We start from the raw sequence: 24,193 nt of genomic DNA on the forward strand, positions 1-24,193 counted from the left end.
AGATTAGTATGTAATTAACTCCCAGGAAACTTCAGATACACCAAATTCTAAAGACACTTTTTGTGTAATCTGTTCTAAAATATCATCCTTACGTCCGATACAGTACACCTCAAATTTGAGATAGGAAAAGGCAGGGTTGCCATTATCTGAGCTTTTTAGCGAACGCATTTGCAATTCTTTTTGTGCTTTCAGGTGCTTCAGCACCATCACTCGGATATCATTCTCTACTTGCTCTTTACACCCTACAATGATTTCGTAGAATACTTCGGCGGAATCGCTTTCTGTTTCAAAAGACAGCTTATTCATTAAATTCCCAATGGGACGTAATAACAAGTGAGCCCCTACAATTAAAATAGTCATTGCGATTGCCTCTTGCCATAAACCTACTCCACACATAGAGCCAACTGAAGCTGAGCACCAAATTGTTGCTGCTGTATTCAAACCGCGGATGCTGAATCCATCCTTCATAATCACTCCAGCTCCTAGAAAACCAATTCCACTTACAACATAAGAAGCTACACGCCCTACAGCGGTTCCTCCAATTTGATACGACATTAATACAAATCCCGCTGCTCCAATACAAACCAACGTATTGGTTCTCAATCCTGCACTTTTTTGTCTTACTTGACGCTCAGCACCAATTAACGCTCCTAAAACAAAAGCAAGTAATAATCTTAAAATAAATACTGTAATTGCCATAACTTCATTTTTTTTGCTCCTACTTCGTGCATACAAACTCCGTTATAAACAAGCAGCAGGACAGTTAACATTCTTTTCTTCGAAAGGATTCCGTGTCCATCATTTATTTTTTTTGATGGGACAAAAGTAGATGTTATGAGGCTTGGCGGCTATTAGAAAGCCTTTAGAAAAAAATTAGAATTCTATTAGAAAAAGAAAGCGCCTACTGTACAGTAAGCGCTTGATAAGTTAAAATTGAATCGTAAAGGTCGTTCCTTCTCCTACTTGAGAGTCGACATGCAACGTTCCTTTATGTAGCTTGATAATTTTATTCGTCAAGGGAAGACCAATGCCATTTCCCTCTTTGTAGTTTTGGTTTTTACCGCGATAAAAAGGCACAAAAATAGATTCTAAATCCTCCTCCGCTATACCAATTCCCTTGTCGATTACCAGAACGACTAAGTGATAATCTTCGTATTTCACTTGAATGGTACAAGCCTTCTGTTCTGAAAACTTACACGCATTTTCGAGTAGATTAACCAAGGCAACCTCTAATAAATAAGGATTTGCATGTACCATCATCATTTCTTCCTTGGTTACCGATTCATCAATGACAAAATTAAATTTATACGACGCATCCATTTTCTGCAACTTCTGACAAGCATCCAAAATCACCTCATCCACGCGAATTGATTTAAACACAATTTCCGTTGGATCATAGCTTGCTTTCGCAAAGTCTAATAAGCTATTGGATAAACGCACGATTTTTTGTGAATCGTTTAAGGCATTCTCAATCGTCTGAATATAATACGCTTGATTTTGTTCTTTACTTAGAGCTAATTCCAGTTCTGCAATAATAGCTGCTAGTGGCGTTCGCAGTTCATGCGAAATATTGGACACAAATTGCTTTTGAGAATCAAAAGAATTCTCTAGGCGATTCAGCATCTCATTAAATGTATTAGCCAAAGCTCCTAGTTCGTCTTTATTTTTTTCTGTGCTAATGCGCAAATCTAAATTTGTAGCTGTAATTTGATTCACCTCATCATTCATCTTCTTGATGGGTAGCAATACTTTGTCTGCGAAAAATAACCCCACAAAATAGATGACTAACAACGAAATTACCACGAGTACTACAATAGTTACAAATAAGTTTTGCAACTTGGTGTAACCGTATTCATCATACGCTGTAGCTGTAACGATATAGTTTTGGTCATTAAATGAATACGTCATTCCAATGACTTGCCAATCTTCTTGTGTATAGTGTAAACTTCCTTTATCAATGATGCTTTTGATCATTTCTTTGGTTTCCTTTACGCGATCAATCTCTTCTGCATCGTGATACAATAAGTTGAAATTATAATCGTAAACGGCTACCTCAACCTCATTGATAATTTCACTATTGTTGAGGTAAATTTTATGCAAGGTTGTTGGCTTTACTTGCGCTTCTAAAAAGAGTTTGGCTTTTGTAATCGCCTCTTTTTCTAATTCTTCATAAAACTCAACTTCTCTGCTTTTGGAGGAAGACCAATAAATAACACTGGCGAAAACCAATAGTATAGAGGCCACCAACAAGGTAAACAGCAGTGTCAGTCTCGTTTTAATTCTCATGGCTTTGCAAGATAAAACCCATACCTGATTTTGTATGAATCAATTTGTTATTCGCATCGAGTTCAATCTTCTTTCTCAAATAATTGATGTATACATCAATAAAGTTCGTCCCTGTATCAAAATGGGTATCCCATACTTTTTCAGAAATCTCCGTTCGCGATAAGACGCGCTCTGGGTTTTCCATCATGAATTGCATCAGGTTAAATTCTTTGGGGGTCAGGTGAATTTCTTGTCCTGCCCGCTTGAATTTTTTCTGATTCAAATCAATCTCTAAATCGGCATATTTTAAAATTGGATTACTGGTTTCTGTAGCATTTTCAAAGCGCTTCAATAAAGCGCGAATGCGGACATAAAGTTCGCGTAATTCAAAAGGTTTCACCAAATAATCATCTGCACCTGCATCAAATCCCTCCACTTTATCATCGGTTGTTCCTAAAGCAGTCAACATAATGATTGGGGTATTGGGCAAGCTTTGTTTGAGTTCCTTACACAAATCAATTCCATTAATCTTTGGCAGGATGACATCGGTAATAATCAATTGGTACTTTTTCTGTAGGGCTAATTTCTTTCCCATATAGCCATCATAGGCCACATCCACAGCAAAGTTCTGATCTTGCAAGCTGCGTTGAAGCAATTCTGCAACGCGAATATCGTCTTCTATTACTAATATTTGACTCAAAAGATTTTCCATTTAAATTAATCTTGAGCAAGATAAGTCTTTTTGCAAAAAAAGAGGTTATTTATCCAGTAAAAACAACCTCTAATTCCTTTTTAATCCTTTCTTCATCAGCTAAAAAAGTAGTTCCGAAACGACGATTTCAGTGATGTATCTCTTGTTGTTTTCCTTGTCCTCATAGGAGCGATTCACCAACTTTCCTTCAATAGCCACCTCTTTGCCTTTTAAGACATATTTTTCAGCAATATCTGCTAGTTTGCCCCAAGCGACAACATTATGCCATTGTACATTTTCAACCTTTTCGCCTTTGTCATTGTAGTAAAACTCATTGACAGCAATAGAAAAAGTAGCTCGTTTTTTATCTGAACCAAAAACGATAATTTCTGCATTTTGTCCTGCTCGTCCAATTAGTTGAACGCGGTTTCGTAGTGAACTCATAGTATGTTCTTTTAAATTAAATAATCTCTTATTATTTTTTAGCAAAAAACACACCAAACCCAAGGGGTTATCCCCATTTACCTTCTAAAATATTTACTTATTACAAGTATTATTTGTAATTTGCAATAAAAAATTCATGGATACTACAATTAACAAGATTGAACTTCGCAACCTCCAACTTGACGATTATTTGGAGCTTAAAAATTCAATGCTTGAATCCTATACGGGTATGGAAGACCCTTATTGGGATAAAAGTGAGATAGAGAACCTACTGAGTATTTTCCCAGAAGGACAGTTGGTCGTTTTGGTGGATGATATTGTTGTAGGATCGGCGCTTTCTATTATCATTGATGAGAAGAAAGCCATGTCCGCCCATAATTACGATCAGATTACGGGTTATTCTTCTTTTAGTACACACAACCCGAAAGGGAATATTTTATACGGGATTGACGTTTTTATTCACCCAAAATATAGAGGATTACGCCTAGGTCGTCGTTTATACGATGCGCGTAAAGAATTGTGTGAACAACTCAACTTAAAATCAATCGTATTTGCGGGAAGAATCCCGAAATACGCGAAATATGCAAATGAACTTACGCCAAAACAATATTTAGATAAAGTGAAGGCGAAAGAAATTAACGATCCAGTGATGTCCTTCCAAATGTCGAATGACTTCCACATGGTTCGCTTGATGCGCAATTACCTGGATGGAGATAAAGAATCGAAAGATTATGCTGTATTATTAGAGTGGAATAACATCTACTACGAAAAAGAGGTACAGCTTATCAATACCAAAAAGAGTGTGGTTCGCTTGGGTCTAATTCAATGGCAAATGCGTCCCTTTAATGATTTGGAAGAGTTCTTTGATCAAGCGGAGTTTTTCATCAATGCGGTATCGGATTATGAAAGTGACTTTGCCATGTTCCCGGAGCTGTTTACAGCACCTTTAATGGCAGCGTATAACCACTTATCGGAGGCTGATTCCATTCGTGAGCTTGCTCGTTACACCACGCCAATCCGCAAGCGATTCCAAGAATATGCTATTTCATACAACATCAATATTATTTCTGGTAGTATGCCGTATATCATTGATGGAACCTTATACAATGTTGGTTTCCTTTGTAAACGCGATGGTACGTATGAAATGTATTCAAAAATTCACATTACCCCAAATGAGGTTCACTATTGGGGAATGCAAGGGGGCTCAGCCATCCAAACCTTCGATACCGATTGTGGAAAAATCGGAATTATCGTTTGTTATGATGTCGAATTTCCTGAATTACCACGCTTACTTGCCGAAGACGGAATGGAGATTCTGTTCGTTCCTTTCTTAACGGATACACAAAACGGATATACCCGTGTTCGCAACTGTGCTGCTGCTCGTGCCATTGAAAATGAGTGTTATGTAGCTATTGCAGGATGTGTGGGTAACTTACCAAAAGTAAATAACATGGACATCCAGTTTGCACAAGCTGCTGTATTCACGCCTTCTGATTTTGCCTTCCCTACTAATGGAGTCAAAGCAGAAGCAACTCCAAATACGGAGATGACGTTAATTGTCGATGTCAACCTAGACTTGTTGAAAGAATTACACGAACACGGAAGTGTCCGTATCATGAAAGATAGACGTCTAGATTTATACGATTTACAGAAAAAGAAATAATTTATTTTTCTTCAACCTATAGAAAAGCTTGAGTAACCCTCAAGCTTTTTCTTTTAATGTTCTGTCATCTAGTACGTCATTTTGCACTAAAAATTAGCATGTTTCGGATTTTAGAACTGATAAAACCTAGCGATATTTGTTGTTAGTTGACAGCATGTAAAAAGTAAAGGGTTAGAAGCACATTCGGAAAGGGTTTATAGTCGTTTTGTTGGACATTCCTTGGACAATGCTTGGAGAATACTAGGAAAATACACCTTTTTGTCGAAGGAAAGTCGAAGGAATCTCCAAGGAAAGTCCAAGAAGTGTTGAAGAAAACTCGAAAGAACCTTATTCAATTCCCTAAGTGATCTCTTATGTTCCTAGTTTTGAAGTAAAGTTGGGAAGTGAGTAGATGAATTAAAAACTAAATCGTACACTGTCAACCGTAAACCGTACACTATGAAAGAAGCAGCCTTAAACTATACTCGTATTGCGGAAGCGATTGAATATATTCATACGAATTTCAAAAGACAACCTCGTTTAGATGAAGTTGCAAATGCTTTGCATTTAAGTCCGGCGCATTTTCAGCGTTTATTTACAGAATGGGCAGGTACTAGTCCGAAGAAATTCTTACAATTTACGAGTTTGGAATATGCAAAATGGCTACTCAAGGACCAACAAGTGACCTTATTTGATGCCACCTTTGAAACAGGGTTATCCAGTACCAGTCGTTTGCATGATTTGTTTATTACCCTCGAAGGAATGACCCCGGCAGAGTATCAGCATGGGGGGCAACAACTGACGATTAACTACAGCTTCGCCTCTAGTTTTTTTGGTCCTATTTTAATTGCTTCAACGGCAAAAGGCATTTGTCACCTCGTCTTTGTTACAGCAGAAGCGGTAGCCTTACAAGAGTTAAAAGCTAAATTTCCGCAAGCCACCTTTCAAGCACAAACCGATCAGTTACAACTACAAGCGCTAAAAATCTTTCAACAGTCTAAACCCGACTTGAATCAGATCAAACTGCATTTAAAAGGAACGGAGTTCCAGCTCAAAGTTTGGCAAAGCTTACTTGCAGTTCCCATGGGCGAATTAACTACCTATGGAGCTATTGCACAAGCGATAGATAATCCAAAAGCATCAAGAGCCGTGGGCACAGCAATTGGAAACAACCCAATAGCCTTTTTAATCCCGTGTCATCGCGTTATTCAGTCCTCGGGTGTCTTTGGTAACTATATGTGGGGAGCGACGCGTAAAACGGCTATTATAGGCTGGGAAGGCGCACAAGTATATGGAAATAACGAATCAAAAAATACAGCTGATGGACTTATTTAATTCTTTGGAAGATACACAACACAATTACTTGCCCTATGATGGGACCGTTCACTTCTATGGCTTTCTTTTAACGGCTGAAGAGGCTTCGTTCTATTTTGAGCATTTACTCCACCATATTGAATGGAAAAATGATGAAGCCATTATCTTTGGTAAAAAGGTAATTACAAAACGCAAAGTAGCTTGGTATGGTTCACAAACCTTCCCTTACACCTATTCTAACGTAACCAAACTTGCTTTACCGTGGACACCTGAATTATTGGAATTGAAAACGCGTATTGAACAAGCCACAGGAGAAACGTATAACTCTTGTTTGTTAAACCTGTATCACGATGGAAGTGAAGGCATGGCTTGGCACAGCGATGGAGAAAAGGATTTAAAGAAAAATGGAGCTATTGCTTCTTTGAGTTTAGGTGCGACGCGAAAATTTCTATTCAAACACAAATCCACAGCCGAAAAAGTTGAATTTACCTTAGCTAGTGGACACCTGCTCGTCATGAAAGATGAAACACAGACGTTTTGGTTGCATCGCTTACCTCCGACGAAAGTTGTCCATCATCCAAGAGTCAACTTGACGTTCCGCACCATTGAGAAATAAAAAAAACAGCTCCCAAACACAGAGAGAGCTGTCTTAAACTAAAAACATAATAACTATTCTTACGATCCACTGAAGAGAATCTTAAGAACGTATAAACAACTGAATTACTACTTTATAACAAGGAAGTAGGACATACAAAAGTCGTCTTATCTACAGTTGTTACGGGTGCGATTGCTTGAAAGCCTCCAACAACATCAACTACTTTTAAAAATCCTTGTGCTCGTAGCATGGAAGCCGCAATCATACTGCGGTATCCTCCTGCACAATACACAACTTGTGTTTTATCTTTATCTAAGGTGTTCATTTTTTCTTCCAATGTATTCAAAGAAACAAAAACGGAAGGAACCAAATGTTCTGCCTCGTACTCGCTTTCTTTTCGAACATCAACAAGCACAGGTTTCTCGCTTTCGATATAAGCATCTAATTGCTGCGCTTCCAAACGCGGAATCTGATGTAACGATCTATTGGCTTTTTTCCAAGTATCGATCCCTCCTTCTAGGAATCCAACTGTATGGTCATATCCCACACGAGACAAGCGAATCATACTTTCTTCTTCTTTTCCTGGATCGGTAATTAAAACAAGAGGCTGTTGAATATTTTTAATCAACTCTCCTACCCATACAGCAAAAGGACCATTCAATCCGATATTGATACTTTTGGGAATAAATCCTGAGGCAAAGTCTTGAGGTGATCGGGTATCCAAAAGGAATACTTCTCCTGTGGCGAGCATCGCATCAAACATAGCCAAGGTCAATGGTTTATAAGCGCGGTCTAATACTTCATCCAATTGCTCATACCCCCCTATATTAAGCAAGACATTTTTCGGAAAATATTGTGGAGGTGTTGCCAACCCAGTCAATACCTCATCCACAAACTCATCTTCCGACATATCAGCGCGAAGCGCATAATTCGTTTTCTTCTGATTGCCCAATGTATCTGTTGTTTCCTTACTCATATTTTTACCACATGCACTTCCCGCTCCATGATTTGGATAGACGATAAGATGATCGGGTAACGGCATAATTTTATGGCGTAGCGACTGATATAAATGTCTTGCTAATTTTTCTTGCGTTAGTTCTGATTTGACCAACTGCACCAAATCAGGTCGTCCTACATCTCCAATAAACAACGTATCTCCCGTAATAATGGCATGAGGTTCTCCTGCTTCATCAAAAATCAAATACGTACTGCTTTCCATGGTATGCCCAGGTGTATGTAGTACTTGAATTTTTACTCCTCCTACTTGAAAAACTTGATTATCTGTTGCGATAATCGCCTCATAATTGGGGGATGCTGTTGGGCCAAATACAATTTGCGCTCCAGTTTTTTGCATCAAGTCCAAATGACCACTAACAAAATCGGCGTGAAAATGCGTTTCAAAAACATACTTGATTGAAGCATTATCTTGTGTAGCTCGATCGATATACGGTTGTACATCGCGCAAAGGGTCAAAAATAGCTGCTTCTCCTTGACTAGAAAGATAGTAGGCAGCATGTGCTATACATCCTGTATAAATTTGTTCGATTTTCATGGTTCACTATTTTGTTAAGTAAAAGTAATTCATCCTCAGGGGTTTAAAAATGACAATTATCATGAATCCTTCAGCAATTTTAGATTTATTTTAAGATTAAATCCCCCATATTACGGGAGGTAATCCATTATTTTTTTGTAAATTGGGAAAAACTAACAATTATGAAGAATTACAAAATAGCTTCGCTTAAAAAGCTACAAGATGAGGGCAAAGACATTCATCGTTTGCCTTTTTCAATTCGTATTCTATTGGAGAACGTATTGCGAAATCACGACGGATTTGCCATTACAGATGAGCATATCGATACGTTAGTCAATTGGCAACCTCAACCTACAGATAAAGACATTCCTTTTAAACCTGCGCGTGTATTGATGCAAGATTTTACGGGTGTTCCTGGTGTAGTGGATTTAGCTTCTTTACGTGCGGAATATGTACGTCAAGGAAAGAATGGAGAGAAAATTACTCCAGCTATTCCTGTTGATTTAGTGATTGACCACTCGGTACAAGTGGATTATTTTGGAACAGATTATGCTTATAAAGAAAATGTAACCAAAGAATATGAACGCAATGCCGAGCGTTATGAATTACTGAAATGGGCGCAACAAGAATTAAAAGGATTTACTGTTGTTCCTCCAGGAATGGGTATTTGCCACCAAGTGAACTTAGAATACCTTGCAAAAGGGGTTATCAATAGAGACGGTTGGTTATTCCCGGATACTTTAGTAGGAACAGATTCTCATACCCCGATGGTCAATGGAATTGGAGTAATTGCATGGGGTGTTGGAGGAATTGAGGCAGAAGCCGCTATGTTGGGGCAACCGATCTACTTTACTTGTCCAGAGGTTGTAGGACTTAAATTAACTGGAAAAATACCAGAAGGAGCCACCGCTACCGATATGGTACTATCCATTACAAAAATACTGCGTAAACAAGGAGTTGTAGGTAAGTTCGTAGAAGTTTTTGGAGATGGTTTAGATCATCTTTCTGTAACGGATCGCGCGACAATTTCGAATATGTCTCCTGAATTTGGATGTACAGTTACCTACTTCCCTATCGACAATCAGACGTTGCATTATATGCGTCAAACGAATCGCGAGGAAGACCACGTGCAATTAGTAGAGGAATACTGTAAAGAAAATCTTTTATGGCGTACGGGTAAAGAAGACATCACCTATTCTGCTGTTGTAGAATTGGATTTAAATACTTTAGAACCGACGGTATCGGGTCCTAAACGTCCACAAGATAAAATCTTAGTACGCGAATTAGACCAAACCTTCTCTACCTTATTAGAAGAAGAATACAACCGCGCTTATGTATCTGTAAAAGACAGACGTGAATCTGCTTGGTTATCTGAAGGGGGTTCTGGAACTGAATTTGTCTACAAACAGGCGGAGAAACCGACAAGTGAACCGACTGAAGTAGTCAAAGAAAATATGCGTGCGGTTCGCATCAAACAAAAAAACAAAGAATATGTATTAAGCGACGGTAGTATTGTGCTTGCAGCTATTACCAGCTGTACCAATACATCCAATCCGGAAGTTATGATTGGTGCTGGATTGGTTGCTCGAAAAGCCATACAACGTGGATTGCGTACAAAATCATGGGTCAAAACCAGTTTGGCTCCAGGGTCAAAAGTAGTTACGCATTACTTGGATCGTTCAGGTCTATCGGAAGATTTAGAAGCTTTGCGCTTCCATACGGTAGGATATGGTTGTACGTCTTGTATTGGAAATAGTGGACCATTACCTGCTCCTATTGCAGAAGCCGTAACCCAAGGTGATTTAGTTGTAGCTTCTGTACTATCTGGAAATAGAAACTTTGAAGCAAGGGTTCATCCTCAAGTGAAAATGAACTTTTTGATGTCGCCTATGCTTGTGGTTGCCTATGCCCTAGTAGGACGTGTGGACATCAACTTACTAACGGATCCTTTGGATTATGATCCAAATGGAGAACCTGTGTATTTAAGAGATATTTGGCCAACGCATGAAGAAATTAGAGCCGTAATCAACGACTCCTTAAAACGAGAAGACTTTAAAGAAGTGTACGATCAAATCTTTGAAGGGGAAGAAAACTGGAAGAATCTTCATGCTCCGAAAGGTGCAAGTTTTGAATGGAACCCTTCGTCTACTTATATTCGTCATGCTCCATTCTTTGAAAACCTTCCGAAAGAGCCTAAACCTCTAACAGATATCGCTGGAGCACGAGTGTTGCTTTACTTAGGTGATTCTGTAACAACGGATCATATTTCACCTGCAGGTTCTTTCAATGAAGAATCGGCAGCAGGAAAATACTTATTGTCCCAAGGAGTGAAACCCGAAGACTTTAACTCATATGGATCTAGACGTGGAAATCACGAGGTGATGATGAGAGGAACATTTGCCAACGTTCGCATCAAGAATAAAGTAGCACAACGCGAAGGAGGATATAGTACCTATTTACCAACAAATGAATCTTTGACAGTATATGATACTGCAATGAAGTACAAAGAAACGGAAACACCGCTTATTGTACTCGCTGGAAAAGAATATGGTAGTGGTTCTTCTCGTGACTGGGCCGCAAAAGGGGCTTATCTCTTGGGAATCAAAGCGGTTATTGCTGAAAGCTTTGAGCGTATTCACCGCAGTAACTTGATTGGAATGGGAATTGCTCCGTTGCAGTTCTTACCTAATCAATCGGCAGAGAGCTTAGGATTAACAGGGAAAGAGACCTATACTATTACGGGATTAGCTGAAAATCTAACACCGCATAAAATAGTAGAAGTAACTGCTGTTAATGAAGCAAACCAAACGATTAAATTCCAAGCTTTAGCTCGATTTGATTCACTTATTGAAATTGAATACTATAAAAATGATGGAATTCTTCAATATGTATTGAGGGATTTCTTGAAACACTAAATAGCAAAAGGCTGTTCCTCGGAACAGCCTTTTTTTTATACAAAACCTTGTTTAATTGCTTCTTGTACGAGGGTTGCTGAATCTGGCACACCAAAAGCCGCTTTCATTTTAGCCAAGCGCTTTTTAATTGTAGGTGCAGATAAAGGCACATAATGTTCTAAATCAATCAACTTATGTCCTTTGGCCAATAGCAGCAAAATGGCTCGATTGTAATCGTCATACATCACTTCCTTACAAACCATTTCTTCTAAGCACTTTTTCACCAATGGGCTTTGATAATCATGCCCCATGATAACCAAGTGAACAACGTCAATTAACACTTGAGGTGTAATTTCCTTTTTGCCAATAATACTTGTAGGTCTAATGTTTTTTACGATATCGTAAATGGTCAATATCTCCGTGTGTCCAGTGATGGTAATGGTTCTACACGTAGGCATTTCTTTTTTAATGTAGCGGATAATATCCCCTCCATCTTCCCATGTTGATTCTTCTCCTTTGGGTAATGAAAAGTCCACAAGTGCGAGATCATAGGGTTCTTTATGAGCAATTGCTTGGTCAATTTTTTGTTTTGCTTCGGTACAATCAAATGCTTTTTCAAAAATAAAACCCTGAGCAAATTCAGCATGATTCAACAATGCCATTCGATATCCTTCTAAAATCAGAGGATGATCATCTACTAACAAAATTCTTTTCATACGACAATCTTTACTATCTTAACTTGCGTTTTGAAACGCTGTGCTGTATGCCCTTAATCAATTCCCCAAAAAGATTAAAAGTTCAAAATAGACTTCAAGCCTATTCCCCGCTAATGTAATAAAAAACGCCCTTCCTTTTTTATCCGTTGTTCACATTTGGTCATTTTTATCCTAAAAGGATAACCAACTTCAACAATACCTTCATTAAACGAATAAAAAAAGCCAATTAGCGAGCTAATTGGCCTACAACTAAGTTGTCTTATTTTTTATACTAACCCGTTGGCTACTAAATATTCTGCAATCTGGATGGTATTTGTAGCAGCCCCTTTTCTCAAGTTATCCGATACAATCCACATGTTTAAGGTATTCGGTTGTGTTTCATCACGGCGAATGCGTCCAACAAAAACGTCATCTTTTCCTTGCGCATAAAGTGGCATAGGATACGTATTCGTATCTGTATTATCTTGCACTACAATTCCAGGTGTTCCATGCAAAATACGACGTACCTCATCGATGGCAAAATCCTGTTCAAAAGCAACATTCACCGCCTCACTATGTCCGCCTACAACTGGAATACGCACGGCAGTTGCCGTCACTAATACCGTATCATCTTCTAAAATCTTCTTGGTTTCATTCACCAATTTCATTTCTTCTTTTGTGTACCCATTGTCTTCAAATACATCACAATGTGGTAAGGCATTGCGGTGAATTGGATAAGGATACGCCATTTCTCCAGCCTCTCCTGTATATTCATTTTCCAATTGTCTTACCGCTTTAACTCCAGTCCCTGTAATGGATTGGTATGTAGAAACAACAACGCGTTTCACGTTGTATTTTTTATTTAAAGGTGCCAAAGCCATCACCAATTGAATGGTTGAACAATTGGGATTCGCAATGATTTTATCTTCTTTTGTTAAACTAGAAGCATTAATTTCAGGAACTACTAATTTCTTCGTAGGGTCCATTCTCCAAGCCGATGAATTATCAATCACTGTTGTTCCCACAGCGGCAAATTGAGGAGCCCATTCTAAAGAAATAGATCCACCAGCAGAGAACAAAGCAATTTCTGGTTTCATCTTTACAGCTTCGGCCATTGATTGTATCGTATACTTCTTCCCCTTAAACTCTATTTCATTCCCTACTGACTTCTCAGAAGCCACAGGTATTAATTCTGTTACTGGAAAATTGCGTTCTGCTAACACTTTTAGCATAATCTCTCCTACCATACCGGTAGCGCCTACTACTGCTACTTTCATTTTAAATAATAAAAATTATAGTTATTCTATTTTGTTTTTACACTAATTGCATATCCTTAATTTGCAACTGATTGCTAATCTCACCTTTCCATTCATTTTCTTCGATGGAATACACTAAATCGAAAAACGCGCGATTCTGAATCTCGTCTAAGTACTTCCCAAAAGAAAAACCTATAGCACTAAATCCTTTATCTAGATGTCCGCGCTGTCTAACGTACATCTTCAGGTGGTCTTGATTGGCTCCCAGCCCTCTTGCATAGCCTGTATCGTACACGTTTTTGGTCAGAAATACAGGACTCATATTCTCTGGTCCAAACGGTTCAAATTGCTTCAAGATACGACAGAACTTCGGTGTGATTTCAGCGAAATTCAATATCGCATCAATTTCAACTTCGGGTATTAGATCGCGTTCTTGAATTGTATCGGCCACTATCGCTTCAAATTTTGCTTTGAAGTTGAGGTAATTTTCTTTCTTACACGTCATTCCCGCGGCATACATATGTCCTCCAAATTGAATCAATTCATCAGAACACGCTTCTAAAGCAGCGTATAAATCGAAATTCTTAACTGAACGCGCAGAAGCAGCTAACACATCACCACTTGCTGTAAATACGACCGTTGGTCGGTAATACGTTTCAATTAAGCGAGAAGCGACGATACCAATTACTCCTTTATGCCACGATTGATGGAAAACCACCGTTGATTTGTTGTTAATCTCGCGATTTTCTATAATCTGATCTTTGGCTTCTTCTGTTATATTTTGATCTAATACTTTTCTTTCTTCATTAAAGGCAATAATCATTTCAGCAGTTTCTTCCGCTTCTCTCATCGAGAAACGCGTCAGTAAATCTACTGCATAATTGCCGTGTTGTATTCTTCCTGCTGCATTTATTTTCGGTGCAACTTTAAATACGATATCGCTTACCGTATAACTGCTTTGCTTGTATAGATTGAGCAACGCTTTTATTCCGGGTCTTGGGTTGCTATTTAAAACTTCTAGTCCGAAGTAAGCTAGGATTCTATTTTCTCCTGTAATGGGTACAATATCCGCTCCAATTGCCGTAACAACAAGATCGAGATAAGGCATTAAATCTGCTATAGTTTGATTTCGATTTGCTGCTAAAGCTTGCACCAATTTAAAACCAACACCACAACCACATAATTCATCGTAGGGATAAGAACAATCGCTTCGCTTAGGATCGAGTACCGCTACTGCATCGGGAATTTGATTCCCTGGTAAGTGGTGATCCCCAATGACAAAGTCCACGCCTTTTTGCTTGGCATACGCAACATGTTCAACGGATTTAATTCCACAATCTAGCGCAATGATTAATTTTATATCATTATCGACTGCATAATCAATCCCTTGATAGGACACCCCATATCCTTCTTTATAGCGGTCTGGAATATAGCGATCCACTTGTGGATAATACGATTGCAGATAGGAATAGACCAAAGCTACTGCTGTAGTTCCATCTACATCATAATCGCCAAAAACCATTATATTTTCGTTTCTATCAATCGCTTCTTCAATGCGTTTAACTGCCTTATCCATATCTTTCATTAGATAAGGATCATGCAATTCATCCAAAGAAGGGCGAAAGAAACTCTTTGCTTGTTCATAGGTTGTGATTCCGCGGTCAACGAGTAGTTGCGCTAAAACGGGATCAATTCCCAATACTTGAACCAGATGATTAACACTTTCTTGATCTTTTACCTCTTTTAAAGTCCACCGCATTATTGTTGTTTATGGTAATGAATATTCGTTTCAACTTTCGCAAATTGCGTAAACATATGCATTACACCACAATATTTTTCTACAGATAAATCAACTGCTTTTTTCAATTTTGCTTCATCAAGATTATCCCCATAAAAGTGATAATCGACAATTACGGTATGGTAAACCGCTGGATCTTCATCGGTTAATAATCCTTCTGTTTCGATTTTAAAATCGGCAACATCCAATCTCATTTTTTTGATTAAAGAGGCAACGTCTAATCCTGAACATCCTGCCAAAGCAGATAACATCAAGGCTTTAGGTCTAAAACCTTTATTATCTCCTCCATTTTCTGGGCCAGCATCAATTCGCATGGTTCCTCCACTTGGATTCGTTGATTCAAATTGCATATTCTCTAACCAAGTAGTTGTAACTTTATGTGACATGATATATTCTCGTTTTTATCAAATGTATCAAAAAAAAACAAGGATTAATCCTTTTAAAACGTTAATAATTAACACATCTAAAATCGTTATTTTCTTCAAAAATTTCCTTACTAAATGTACTTTTTGAAACTTTTTTTATCAAAAACAAAGATTCATAGCATGCTATCTGCAAATTCTCTTTAATTTAAAGGTTTTAAAAAACAAGGACAAAAATAAAAGATGATGAAACCTAAAATAGGAATAATTTTCGCCGGTGACCAGGAACTAGAACCTTTGCTTTCTGTTTTAGTTCAGCCAACGATTGTCAAAAAAGCCATGCTGACTTTCTATTGTAGTACATTATATGATTTGGAGGTTGTTACCTTATATTGTGGCGTTTGTAAAACAAATGCTGCTATAGGTACGCAAATACTCCTGGATCATTTTAATTGTACCACCATTATCAATGCAGGTACTGCAGGTGGGATTCAACATGACATTCAACTATTTGATACGATTGTTGCAACAGAAAGTGCTTATTGGGATGTAGCCGAAGATATCTTAACGGATTTTCATCCTTGGATGGAAGATGTCTATTTTAAAGCCGATGAAAAGCTCTTAGCATTAGCGCGAAATACCGTGGAACACTATTCATTTCTAAATGTTCACTTTGGAAGGATTATAACAGGAGAATCTTTTATTACGCATCAAAATAGAAAGGAGATTGAAGATCATTTTGCTCCCTTAGCTGTAGATATGGAAACGGCCAGTATTGCCCATACATGTTATGTCAATCAAATTCCCTTTTTGGCTATTCGCAGTATAACGGATACGGTCGATCATCAAGGAATAGACGAATTTGATCTCAATTGCGATAAAGCTTCTCAACTTGCAGTTGATCTTACCTTATTATTACTTCAAGAAATTTCAAGACAATCCTAAAATATAAAAGGAGCTGTGTTTTGATACACAACTCCTTTTTTTATTTTTTTCCTGCTACTACCACAACAATTTCTCCTTTAGGTGGTTTCTCTTCGAAGTGTTTAAGCACTTCTACAACAGTTCCTCTCACGGTTTCTTCGTGTAATTTAGACAGTTCTCTCGAAACTGAAATCACGCGATCTTCACCAAAATAGGTTTGAAATTCTCCTAATGTTTTGACTAATTTATGTGGTGAAACGTAGATGATCATTGTTCTCGTTTCTTCTGCTAATTGTAGATAGCGGGTTTGACGTCCTTTTTTATCTGGTAAAAAACCTTCAAATACGAATTTATCATTCGGCAGACCACTATTCACTAAGGCAGGTACAAAGGCAGTTGCCCCTGGCAAACACTCGACTTCAATTTGATTTTCGATACAAGCTCTTGTCAATAAAAAGCCTGGATCAGATATAGCAGGTGTTCCTGCATCAGAGATTAGGGCGAATGTTTCTCCTGTTTGCATGCGTCGCACTAAACCTTCTACGGTTTTGTGTTCGTTGTGCATGTGGTGACTCATCATCGGTGTGTTTACCTCAAAATGTTTCAACAGTTTGCCACTGTTTCTTGTATCTTCTGCTAAAATATAATCGACTTCTTTCAACACCTTAAGGGCGCGAAAAGTCATATCTTCTAAGTTGCCAATCGGTGTTGGTACAACATATAATTTTCCCATAATCTTATTCGAAACGCTTTTCAATTAACGCCATAAAACGCTCAGCATATTCTTCTTTACCTTCCCAATTATTGTATTCTGGTTTCACCAAGTGCTCTACAAAACTTCTTGCTTCATCGTATGTACTTACGGTATTCAACTGCGACAATACGCGATTGAAGTCTTCCGAACTATTGGCAAACAAGTGTTTCTCAAAAGCAATGCGATCATTTAATCCCACTACAATTGTACCGCGATAGATGTCATTGATTGATTTTTTCACAATACGAGGTTCTCTCACCGATACTTGATCTAAATTGAACAACATATTTTGTTGATTTTCAACCTTGTCTTCTTTCTCTTCTTCCTTTTCCTCTTGTTGTTTTGTTTGCTCTTCTACTTGTTGAGCGAAAAAGTTATCTGTCGATTGGTTTTCTTCTACTGGAGTTGTTTGTTCTCCTACTCGTTCAAACATACTGTCATCTACGAGAATCGTATCTTCCTTTGCTAAGTCTTCAACTCGAATAAACTCAATCTCTCCGAAATCAAATCCTTCAAACGGATTATCTTCTCTTTGATCTCCAGTTAAAGGTGCAAATACTTCTTCTTCCGTTTTTTCCTCTTGGAATTCAAACGTTTGTTCGTTTTCAGTCGTTTCGGCAACCACTTGATCTGCTAATTCCTCTTCCTCCAGCACTTCTGTTGTATCCTCTTCCGTCCATTCTTCCTCTTCTTCTTCTTCTAGCTCCTCGTCTTGTTCCTCCTCAGTTTCCTCCTCAATCTCTTCTTCTACAAGAGCAGCAAATTCGGCTTCTTCTGCCTCCTCGTCTTGCTCTTCTTGTTCAAATTCAAGGCTTGTTTCCTCTTCATCTTCCTCAGCGATTTCTTCTTCAACCACAGCAGGTGCATCAAAATCCACCACAGCTTCTTTTTCTGCTTCCACAACGATTGGATAATCTTCCACGATGAGATCTGCTGGAATTTGAGATCGTGTATCCTCTTCTTCTGGAGCAGCTATCATCGCAATTTCTTGCTCGCTTGTTTCGGCTTGTTTCACCGCACTTAATTTTGCTACTAACTGATCTTCAGTTATGTCGTTTACAAGTCCTAATGCTAGGTTATCTTGATAAAATTTTAAAATTTGAAGCTTCTCATACAGTTCTTTGGCTTCAACATATAACTTATCCACATCAGTATCCTTCATCTGTAAAACGCGATGAACGATGCTCAACAACTCTCCCTCTAAGACTTTCTTCATAACTTTTAATTTCATTAGTAAATTATACAAGCTTTTTTTGATAAATTTGTCCTTCACAAAGTAACAAAAAAACTACTGGTTTCGACCTGAAAATTACAAAATGTTTCTAGAAATTCCTGTTAATCACAAAGAACAGTTTGGTTGGATCGAAGTAATCTGTGGATCAATGTTTTCTGGAAAAACAGAAGAACTGATTCGTCGACTAAAAAGAGCCCAATTTGCCAAGCAAAAAGTTGAAATTTTTAAACCTGCTGTAGATACGCGATATCACGATGAGTATGTCGTATCTCACGATTCTAATGAAATCCGTTCTACTCCAGTACCCACAGCAGATAGCATTCGACTTTTAGCTAGTGGTTGCGATGTGGTTGGTATTGATGAGGCGCAATTCTTTGATGATGAAATTGTCAATGTTTGCAATGAATTAGCCAATTCGGGTATTCGTGTTATCGTTGCTGGTTTAGATATGGACTTCAAAGGAAATCCTTTTGGTCCTATGCCTGCCCTGATGGCTACTGCCGAATATGTCACCAAAGTACACGCAGTATGTACACGCACAGGTAACTTGGCACATTATAGCTACAGAAAGGCTGCTAGTGATGCTATTGTTATGCTTGGCGAAACAGAAGAATATGAACCGCTGAGTAGAGCTGCGTATTATAACGCAATGCGAGAAGCTGAAAAACTCAAAAAAGAAAAACCCAAACCCTGATTATATAGATTAAACACGTCATGAAAAAAATATACCAAATTTATCTAGACTCTTATCGAGGATTATCCTCTGCATCTTGGATGTTAGCCATCGTTATGTTAATCAATAGAGCTGGATCGATGGTATTTCCTTTCTTAGGTGTTTACATGACCAAAGAGCTTCATTTTACAGATGAACAAACGGGCTATGTTTTAGCTTGTTATGGACTTGGTTCAATGACTGGTTCGATGTTAGGTGGGTGGATTACGGACAAAATCGGTAACTACAAATTACAGTATTTGAGCTTACTTGGAAGTATTCCGATGTTTATTTTACTGCCTCACTTTACTTCTGTCATCAGTTTGGCTTTGATGATATTCTTTCAAAGTACGATCAGTGAAATGTTTCGTCCTGCCAACTCTGTTGCTATTACAAAATACGCTCGACCAGAAAATATTACGCGTGCTTTTTCCTTAAACCGCATGGCAGTGAATCTTGGATTTTCCATTGGTCCTGCTATGGGAGGAATGTTAGCCGCAATTTCTTATGCTTTATTGTTTTACATCAATGCAGGTGCAGCTTTCTTCGCGGCAGTTGTATTCATCTACTTCTTTAAAGGGCGTAAAGAAAACCCTAAACCGACGGTATCCGTTGAAGAGGATCAAGATATTACTTTAGGTGCTTCGGGTACCAAACGCAAATCTCCTTATAAAGATGGACTATTCTTGTTTTACAGTTTCTTCTGTACGTTATATTCCATTGCCTTTTTACAGCTTTTTAGCACCTTACCTATTTTCTATGAGAAAGTGGGTGGCTTGAATGAATTTGAAATTGGAATTGTCTTAGGGTATAGTGGTTTGTTGATTTTCTTAACTGAGATGCTATTGGTACACATGGCAGAACGCCATTTAACTACGCAGAAAACGATTTTCTATGGGGCTTTAATTGCTCCCCTAGCTTTTGGTGTTTTCTTGTTGGATCACAGCTTATTTACCATTTTCCTTTCTATTACGTTATTAAGTGCTTCGGAAATGCTTATTTTCCCTTATACCTCAACTGTTACTGCTATGCGTGCGGATGATTCGAGTAAAGGGGCGTATATGGGAGTAAATGGGTTAACATTTGCCGTTGGATTCATTATTGCTCCTATTTTAGGAACGAAGATTGCGGCTAATTTTGGTTACAATACCTTGTGGATTGTGATGGGATCGGTCTTTTTACTTTCTGCTTTTGGATTAAATTATACGGTTGGAAAAATGATTAAACCGAAAGTATAAGTGTTCCCTTGTCTTTTCTTGCTTTTTCACGGAAAGAAATAAAATATCGTTAGTTATTGATTACAAATGGGATAGCTGAAAAGGAATAAAAATTAAATGTTAAAATTTAAAACTCTAAATAAAATCGAGCTTTTACGCCTTGCATTATATATATTTTGTTCTATATTTGCACTCGCATTAACAAAATAATGCAGTCCAATATATGGCGAGGTAGCTCAGTTGGTTAGAGCGCAGGATTCATAACCCTGAGGTCACGGGTTCAACTCCCGTCTTCGCTACAAGGTAAAAAGACTTAATCGAAAGATTAGGTCTTTTTTTTTGTTTTATCGTGAACGGTTGGTGGGTTGTAATCATTCTGAATCAAGCACAAAAGTTGAGAGCGAAACAACAAAGTTAGCGCTCCCGCCTAGTAAATGTACCTGTGCGATTGATATTTTAAAATCTGACACCTATAACAGGTATGACTCTTTATTTCTTTACCGAAGAAGGAGGAAAGCCAAAGTGTTTTTTAAATACTTTGCTAAAATAAACGGGATCTTCAAATCCTACTGCCCACGAAGTTTCTGCTACACTTGCCCCCTCTTTTAACAATTGAATCGCTTTTTCAAAACGAAGCGCGCGTATAAAATCAGCAGGTGTTTTCCCTGTTATGGTTTTCAATTTTCGAGTAAGTTGACTCACAGATAGAAATACTGTTTCTGCCAAGTTATTTACACCAAACTGCACATTCGAAACATTTTGTTGAACAGCTAATTCTAAATCGTCAATAAATTTTCTTTCTTTCTTGTTTAATTCAGGGGTTGTCTCCTCCGACGGTAGACTATTCCCTTTGAATTTTTCGCGAAGTAATGCTTTAAACTTCAGCATATTTCTTACACGAAGTTTTAATTCTGCCAAGGAAAAAGGCTTCGCAAGATAGTCATCTGCTCCTGTTTCCAAGCCCAACAATATATCTTTCTGCTCCGCTTTTGCAGTTAATAATATAATTGGAATATGGGAAGTTGCTATGTTATTTTTCAATATCTCGCATAATTGAAACCCATTCGTATCAGGCATCATTACATCGCTAATGATTAAATCTGGTACTAATTCCTCTGCCAATTTTAGTCCTTCACTTCCATTTGAAGCTTCTACATACTGGTATTCTTTCCCAAGATTTTGCGTTATAAAATGACGTAATTCGGGTTGATCCTCCACGATAAGTACTAGTGGAAGCGCTGTGTCTTGTTGTTCCTTATGCTCAAGCGGGCTTTCCTCTTTCACGGGAAAAGCGATATTTTGCTCAGTAAACGCTAGGTTTGTATTATTTTCTGTTGTTGCACTATCAATCCAAAAAGTAAACGTACAGCCACCATCAGCTGGAGATTCTACCTTGATATCTCCTCCATGTAGTACAGCGAGCTCTTTTACTAAAGCTAATCCAATACCGAAACCAGCATAAGCCCTCTTCCCGGGATCCTCCACCTGATAAAATCGATCAAAAATTTTAGGTAGGTCTTCTGCCTCTATTCCATTACCTGTATCAGCAACCGTTACCAACAGTTTAGCATCCTGATAATCTATTTCAACCGTTACACTTCCTCCAGGAGGAGTATATTTAATAGCATTAGACAGTAAGTTAGTAATAATCACAGTTAATGCTTCAGAAGAATAGATAAACGGACTTTCTGCCAACCCAACTTTTACGCGTTCTGTCTGGTTTAATTTTAATTCAATATGGTGTTGTTCTGCATAGGAATGAAAAGATTGCACTAGCATACTTGCTTCGTTCAATACATCTCCCTTTTTATAGTGAAGTTTATAGGCTCCACTTTCCATTTTAGATAGGTCAAGCAATTGATTGATTAAAGTAAGCAGCCTTTTTCCGTTTTGTTCGATTTCTTCAAAATGAGAAAAATCTTCTTTTCGTCCGTTTTCTTTTAATACTTCAATATGTCCGTTGATTAAGGTAAGAGGCGTTCTGAACTCGTGTGAGATATTAGCCAGAAATCGAGATTTAAACTGTTCGGTTTCTTTAATCGTCTCCACTTCTCTACGTTGCAATTCTAGATTTTGTTTTTCAAATTTCAATTTTTTGTTTCTCAATCTGAAAAGATAAACAGCGAAAACGACAAACAGTCCCATTACAACCACACTTGCCAATGCAACATTTCGCTGTAATTTTTTAGTTTTAAGTTCCTCCTGGATTACAGCCTCTTTTTTATCATACTCATACTCCATGGCTATCGCCAAGCTTTGCCTTTCGCTGTCTTCATTCATCAAGCTATCGCGATAGACAATGTATTGTTTATAATTTTCGAATGCATCTTTATAATCCCCCAAAGCGCTATCATCCAACGTAGCGTTGTGGTAAATATTCATGATAAGTTCTTTTCGCCCCATTGCTTTAGCAATAGATAAGGCTTTTTTATACTGTTCTTTAGCTGAGGCTGGTCGGTTTAATTTAGATTCTATAATCCCTAAATTCAGGTATGACATTGCGATTCCACCCTTTTCATCAATTTCCTCGAATCCCTTTAAAGAATTCGAAAAACTCTCTAGGGCCTCCGTGTATTTGCCTTGTCGTTGATAAACAGCACCAATATTGTTATATACCCCTGCCACTCCACGCTTATTCCCTAATTCTTTTTTTAGTTCTAAAGCGGCAAAATAATTTTCCAATGCTTCAGGATACTTGCCTTGATACTCATAAATAAGTCCAATATTATTGTAACACTCTGAGATCCCTAATACATCCCCAGTTTCTTTCCATATTTTTAACGCTACTGCGTAATTTTGTAAAGCTTCATCGTGCTTACCCGTATTTCCATTAATAATACCAATACCGCTGTTGCACAATCCAATTCCCTTTTTATACCCTATTTTTTCAAATATTTTTAGCCCAGCGTATAAGTTTTTTAGGGCTTCTGGAAAGTCTCCTTGATAATCATAAAGCGTTCCAATGTAGTAATAAGAATAGGCAACTTCTCGTTCATCTCCAATTTCTTCATATATTTTTAAACCCGCAGCAAAATTTTTCACTGCTTCAAGATCTTTTTCTTGCTTTTCGTAAAACTTGCCGAGAACGTGATACGTATTTGCTTTTCCTCTTTTAAAACCAAGCTGTTCTGATAATTTTAGCGCCTTTTGAGCATAACTAAAAGCACGATCAAATTGTTTCTCTTGAACCAAAAGACGAGCAAGCGTATTCATTTGACCAACTGTCAAAGTATCCGTAACAGTTTTGGTAGTTAGAATATTCGTTAGGGAGTCTATCTTGTTTTCTAACACTTGTTTGTCTGATTGTGAAAAAAGCGTAGAATGAATAAAGAAAAAAAGGAGTAAGAAAGAAAAGCACTTGTTCATTAGGTGAATTTTGACATGCGCGAAATTAACAAAACAAATTTTTAAAAAAAACTTATTAAATAGAATATACCTAACAAAATATCCTTAGGAAAATACATTTATTAAAAAATTAAAAACAATTTGATTATTGGTTCATTCTCCTTCTTTGGAATGCCGTGTACGTTTTAATACAGTATGACATCCCCGTTTTATATCAATAGCTTTTCTCTATGTACTCCTTACAAAAGCTGATGTTCATACGATACAATTCTGTATCAAGAACAAACACGCTTTCTAGGAATACCTGGAATAATGCATCAAAAAGAGAGTAACACACAACTTTATAGCTTCAAAAAATCAGTATCACTTCATGCTAAAAAGAAGGTAACAGCAACTAAAATTTAATGCATCTGCTGATTTAAAAAAAAGAAAACACTCTTTTACCCCAACAAGCATAACAAACTAACAATTAGTCATTTAATCTATTTACGCATTGTTTTTCAACTGTTTTATGCGCAAA

19 protein-coding genes and 1 tRNA gene are annotated in these 24,193 nt (G+C 37.8%); 8 read left to right on the forward strand and 12 right to left on the reverse strand.

Annotated features, from left to right (window positions below; translation table 11 throughout):
* Positions 1 to 3: 3 nt before the first annotated feature.
* From ACUTSE_RS04640 to ACUTSE_RS04655, 4 genes are all read right to left on the reverse strand, one after another.
* Entirely contained in the window at positions 4 to 699 is a 696-nt protein-coding gene (locus ACUTSE_RS04640) for an MgtC/SapB family protein (protein WP_002989162.1), read from the reverse strand.
* 228 nt (positions 700 to 927) lie between these two features.
* Positions 928 to 2,286: a sensor histidine kinase gene (locus ACUTSE_RS04645; protein WP_445639424.1), complete on the reverse strand. Its 1,359-nt coding sequence runs from the start codon at positions 2,284 to 2,286 to the stop codon at positions 928 to 930.
* Positions 2,276 to 2,977 (reverse strand): response regulator transcription factor, encoded by a 702-nt coding sequence (locus tag ACUTSE_RS04650; protein WP_002989156.1) that lies wholly within the window; start codon positions 2,975 to 2,977, stop codon positions 2,276 to 2,278. The genes ACUTSE_RS04645 and ACUTSE_RS04650 overlap by 11 nt, the downstream gene beginning before the upstream one ends.
* A gap of 99 nt (positions 2,978 to 3,076) precedes the next feature.
* Positions 3,077 to 3,400 carry a single-stranded DNA-binding protein gene (locus ACUTSE_RS04655; RefSeq protein WP_445639425.1) on the reverse strand — a complete coding sequence of 108 codons (324 nt, stop codon included), beginning with the start codon at positions 3,398 to 3,400 and terminating at the stop codon, positions 3,077 to 3,079.
* 136 nt (positions 3,401 to 3,536) lie between these two features.
* Here ACUTSE_RS04655 and ACUTSE_RS04660 point away from each other — a divergent pair, with 136 nt between their 5' ends.
* The 3 genes from ACUTSE_RS04660 to ACUTSE_RS04670 all read left to right on the forward strand — a co-directional run bounded on the left by ACUTSE_RS04660 (position 3,537) and on the right by ACUTSE_RS04670 (position 6,972).
* Complete coding sequence (locus tag ACUTSE_RS04660; RefSeq protein ID WP_002989151.1) at positions 3,537 to 5,063, forward strand: GNAT family N-acetyltransferase; 1,527 nt, start codon at positions 3,537 to 3,539, stop codon at positions 5,061 to 5,063.
* Positions 5,064 to 5,501: 438 nt separating this feature from the next.
* Positions 5,502 to 6,377: a methylated-DNA--[protein]-cysteine S-methyltransferase gene (locus ACUTSE_RS04665; RefSeq protein ID WP_445639426.1), complete on the forward strand. Its 876-nt coding sequence runs from the start codon at positions 5,502 to 5,504 to the stop codon at positions 6,375 to 6,377.
* The gene (locus tag ACUTSE_RS04670) at positions 6,364 to 6,972 is read left to right on the forward strand and encodes an alpha-ketoglutarate-dependent dioxygenase AlkB family protein (RefSeq protein ID WP_115092239.1); all 609 of its coding nucleotides are present in this window, start codon (positions 6,364 to 6,366) and stop codon (positions 6,970 to 6,972) included. The genes ACUTSE_RS04665 and ACUTSE_RS04670 overlap by 14 nt, the downstream gene beginning before the upstream one ends.
* 112 nt (positions 6,973 to 7,084) lie before the next feature.
* Here the strand turns inward: ACUTSE_RS04670 and ACUTSE_RS04675 are convergent, their stop codons facing one another.
* Positions 7,085 to 8,503, reverse strand: a complete 1,419-nt coding sequence (locus tag ACUTSE_RS04675; protein ID WP_002989139.1) for an MBL fold metallo-hydrolase — start codon at positions 8,501 to 8,503, stop codon at positions 7,085 to 7,087.
* A gap of 161 nt (positions 8,504 to 8,664) precedes the next feature.
* Between ACUTSE_RS04675 and acnA the strand changes: the two genes are divergently transcribed.
* Positions 8,665 to 11,397, forward strand: coding sequence for an aconitate hydratase AcnA (gene acnA, locus ACUTSE_RS04680; protein WP_002989137.1), 2,733 nt, complete (start codon positions 8,665 to 8,667; stop codon positions 11,395 to 11,397).
* A gap of 35 nt (positions 11,398 to 11,432) precedes the next feature.
* Here acnA and ACUTSE_RS04685 read toward each other — a convergent pair whose 3' ends face one another.
* The 4 genes from ACUTSE_RS04685 to ACUTSE_RS04700 form a co-directional block, all read right to left on the reverse strand.
* Complete coding sequence (locus ACUTSE_RS04685) at positions 11,433 to 12,092, reverse strand: response regulator (RefSeq protein ID WP_002989135.1); 660 nt, start codon at positions 12,090 to 12,092, stop codon at positions 11,433 to 11,435.
* 266 nt (positions 12,093 to 12,358) lie between these two features.
* Complete coding sequence (locus ACUTSE_RS04690; protein WP_115092235.1) at positions 12,359 to 13,348, reverse strand: aspartate-semialdehyde dehydrogenase; 990 nt, start codon at positions 13,346 to 13,348, stop codon at positions 12,359 to 12,361.
* A gap of 37 nt (positions 13,349 to 13,385) precedes the next feature.
* Positions 13,386 to 15,086, reverse strand: coding sequence for a single-stranded-DNA-specific exonuclease RecJ (recJ, locus tag ACUTSE_RS04695; RefSeq protein ID WP_445639427.1), 1,701 nt, complete (start codon positions 15,084 to 15,086; stop codon positions 13,386 to 13,388).
* On the reverse strand, positions 15,086 to 15,511 hold the full coding sequence (locus tag ACUTSE_RS04700; protein WP_002989130.1) for an OsmC family protein: 426 nt from the start codon (positions 15,509 to 15,511) through the stop codon (positions 15,086 to 15,088). Before ACUTSE_RS04700 ends, recJ begins: the two co-directional genes overlap by 1 nt.
* 219 nt (positions 15,512 to 15,730) lie before the next feature.
* On the opposite strand from ACUTSE_RS04700, the gene mtnN reads away from it, so the two are divergent.
* On the forward strand, positions 15,731 to 16,432 hold the full coding sequence (mtnN, locus tag ACUTSE_RS04705) for a 5'-methylthioadenosine/S-adenosylhomocysteine nucleosidase (RefSeq protein ID WP_445639428.1): 702 nt from the start codon (positions 15,731 to 15,733) through the stop codon (positions 16,430 to 16,432).
* A 40-nt stretch (positions 16,433 to 16,472) separates the two neighbouring features.
* Here the strand turns inward: mtnN and rsmI are convergent, their stop codons facing one another.
* Positions 16,473 to 17,144, reverse strand: a complete 672-nt coding sequence (gene rsmI / locus ACUTSE_RS04710; RefSeq protein WP_002989126.1) for a 16S rRNA (cytidine(1402)-2'-O)-methyltransferase — start codon at positions 17,142 to 17,144, stop codon at positions 16,473 to 16,475.
* A gap of 4 nt (positions 17,145 to 17,148) precedes the next feature.
* A complete protein-coding gene (locus ACUTSE_RS04715) occupies positions 17,149 to 18,381 on the reverse strand; it encodes a hypothetical protein (protein ID WP_445639429.1) in 1,233 nt (410 codons plus the stop codon).
* 100 nt (positions 18,382 to 18,481) lie between these two features.
* Between ACUTSE_RS04715 and ACUTSE_RS04720 the strand changes: the two genes are divergently transcribed.
* The 3 genes from ACUTSE_RS04720 (at position 18,482) to ACUTSE_RS04730 (ending at position 20,627) form a co-directional block, all read left to right on the forward strand.
* Complete coding sequence (locus ACUTSE_RS04720) at positions 18,482 to 19,093, forward strand: thymidine kinase (protein ID WP_002989122.1); 612 nt, start codon at positions 18,482 to 18,484, stop codon at positions 19,091 to 19,093.
* Positions 19,094 to 19,113: 20 nt separating this feature from the next.
* Positions 19,114 to 20,349, forward strand: a complete 1,236-nt coding sequence (locus ACUTSE_RS04725) for an MFS transporter (RefSeq protein WP_445639430.1) — start codon at positions 19,114 to 19,116, stop codon at positions 20,347 to 20,349.
* A 204-nt stretch (positions 20,350 to 20,553) separates the two neighbouring features.
* Positions 20,554 to 20,627, forward strand: a tRNA-Met gene (locus ACUTSE_RS04730).
* A 190-nt stretch (positions 20,628 to 20,817) separates the two neighbouring features.
* Here ACUTSE_RS04730 and ACUTSE_RS04735 read toward each other — a convergent pair.
* Entirely contained in the window at positions 20,818 to 23,694 is a 2,877-nt protein-coding gene (locus ACUTSE_RS04735; RefSeq protein ID WP_445639431.1) for a tetratricopeptide repeat protein, read from the reverse strand.
* Positions 23,695 to 24,193 lie beyond the last annotated feature (499 nt).

Source organism: Myroides sp. TSA_177.3 (assembly GCF_052691955.1).

Coding starts and splice junctions, on each gene's coding strand:
- ACUTSE_RS04700 (WP_002989130.1), bottom strand. CDS start 15,511: ATGTCACATAAAGTTACAACTACTTGGTTAGAGAATATGCAATTTGAA.
- ACUTSE_RS04650 (WP_002989156.1), bottom strand. CDS start 2,977: ATGGAAAATCTTTTGAGTCAAATATTAGTAATAGAAGACGATATTCGC.
- ACUTSE_RS04655 (WP_445639425.1), bottom strand. CDS start 3,400: ATGAGTTCACTACGAAACCGCGTTCAACTAATTGGACGAGCAGGACAA.
- ACUTSE_RS04665 (WP_445639426.1), top strand. CDS start 5,502: ATGAAAGAAGCAGCCTTAAACTATACTCGTATTGCGGAAGCGATTGAA.
- recJ (WP_445639427.1), bottom strand. CDS start 15,086: ATGCGGTGGACTTTAAAAGAGGTAAAAGATCAAGAAAGTGTTAATCAT.
- ACUTSE_RS04720 (WP_002989122.1), top strand. CDS start 18,482: ATGTTTCTAGAAATTCCTGTTAATCACAAAGAACAGTTTGGTTGGATC.
- rsmI (WP_002989126.1), bottom strand. CDS start 17,144: ATGGGAAAATTATATGTTGTACCAACACCGATTGGCAACTTAGAAGAT.
- ACUTSE_RS04735 (WP_445639431.1), bottom strand. CDS start 23,694: ATGAACAAGTGCTTTTCTTTCTTACTCCTTTTTTTCTTTATTCATTCT.
- ACUTSE_RS04725 (WP_445639430.1), top strand. CDS start 19,114: ATGAAAAAAATATACCAAATTTATCTAGACTCTTATCGAGGATTATCC.
- ACUTSE_RS04640 (WP_002989162.1), bottom strand. CDS start 699: ATGGCAATTACAGTATTTATTTTAAGATTATTACTTGCTTTTGTTTTA.
- ACUTSE_RS04675 (WP_002989139.1), bottom strand. CDS start 8,503: ATGAAAATCGAACAAATTTATACAGGATGTATAGCACATGCTGCCTAC.
- ACUTSE_RS04690 (WP_115092235.1), bottom strand. CDS start 13,348: ATGAAAGTAGCAGTAGTAGGCGCTACCGGTATGGTAGGAGAGATTATG.
- ACUTSE_RS04645 (WP_445639424.1), bottom strand. CDS start 2,286: ATGAGAATTAAAACGAGACTGACACTGCTGTTTACCTTGTTGGTGGCC.
- ACUTSE_RS04715 (WP_445639429.1), bottom strand. CDS start 18,381: ATGAAGAAAGTCTTAGAGGGAGAGTTGTTGAGCATCGTTCATCGCGTT.
- mtnN (WP_445639428.1), top strand. CDS start 15,731: ATGATGAAACCTAAAATAGGAATAATTTTCGCCGGTGACCAGGAACTA.
- ACUTSE_RS04660 (WP_002989151.1), top strand. CDS start 3,537: ATGGATACTACAATTAACAAGATTGAACTTCGCAACCTCCAACTTGAC.
- acnA (WP_002989137.1), top strand. CDS start 8,665: ATGAAGAATTACAAAATAGCTTCGCTTAAAAAGCTACAAGATGAGGGC.
- ACUTSE_RS04685 (WP_002989135.1), bottom strand. CDS start 12,092: ATGAAAAGAATTTTGTTAGTAGATGATCATCCTCTGATTTTAGAAGGA.
- ACUTSE_RS04670 (WP_115092239.1), top strand. CDS start 6,364: ATGGACTTATTTAATTCTTTGGAAGATACACAACACAATTACTTGCCC.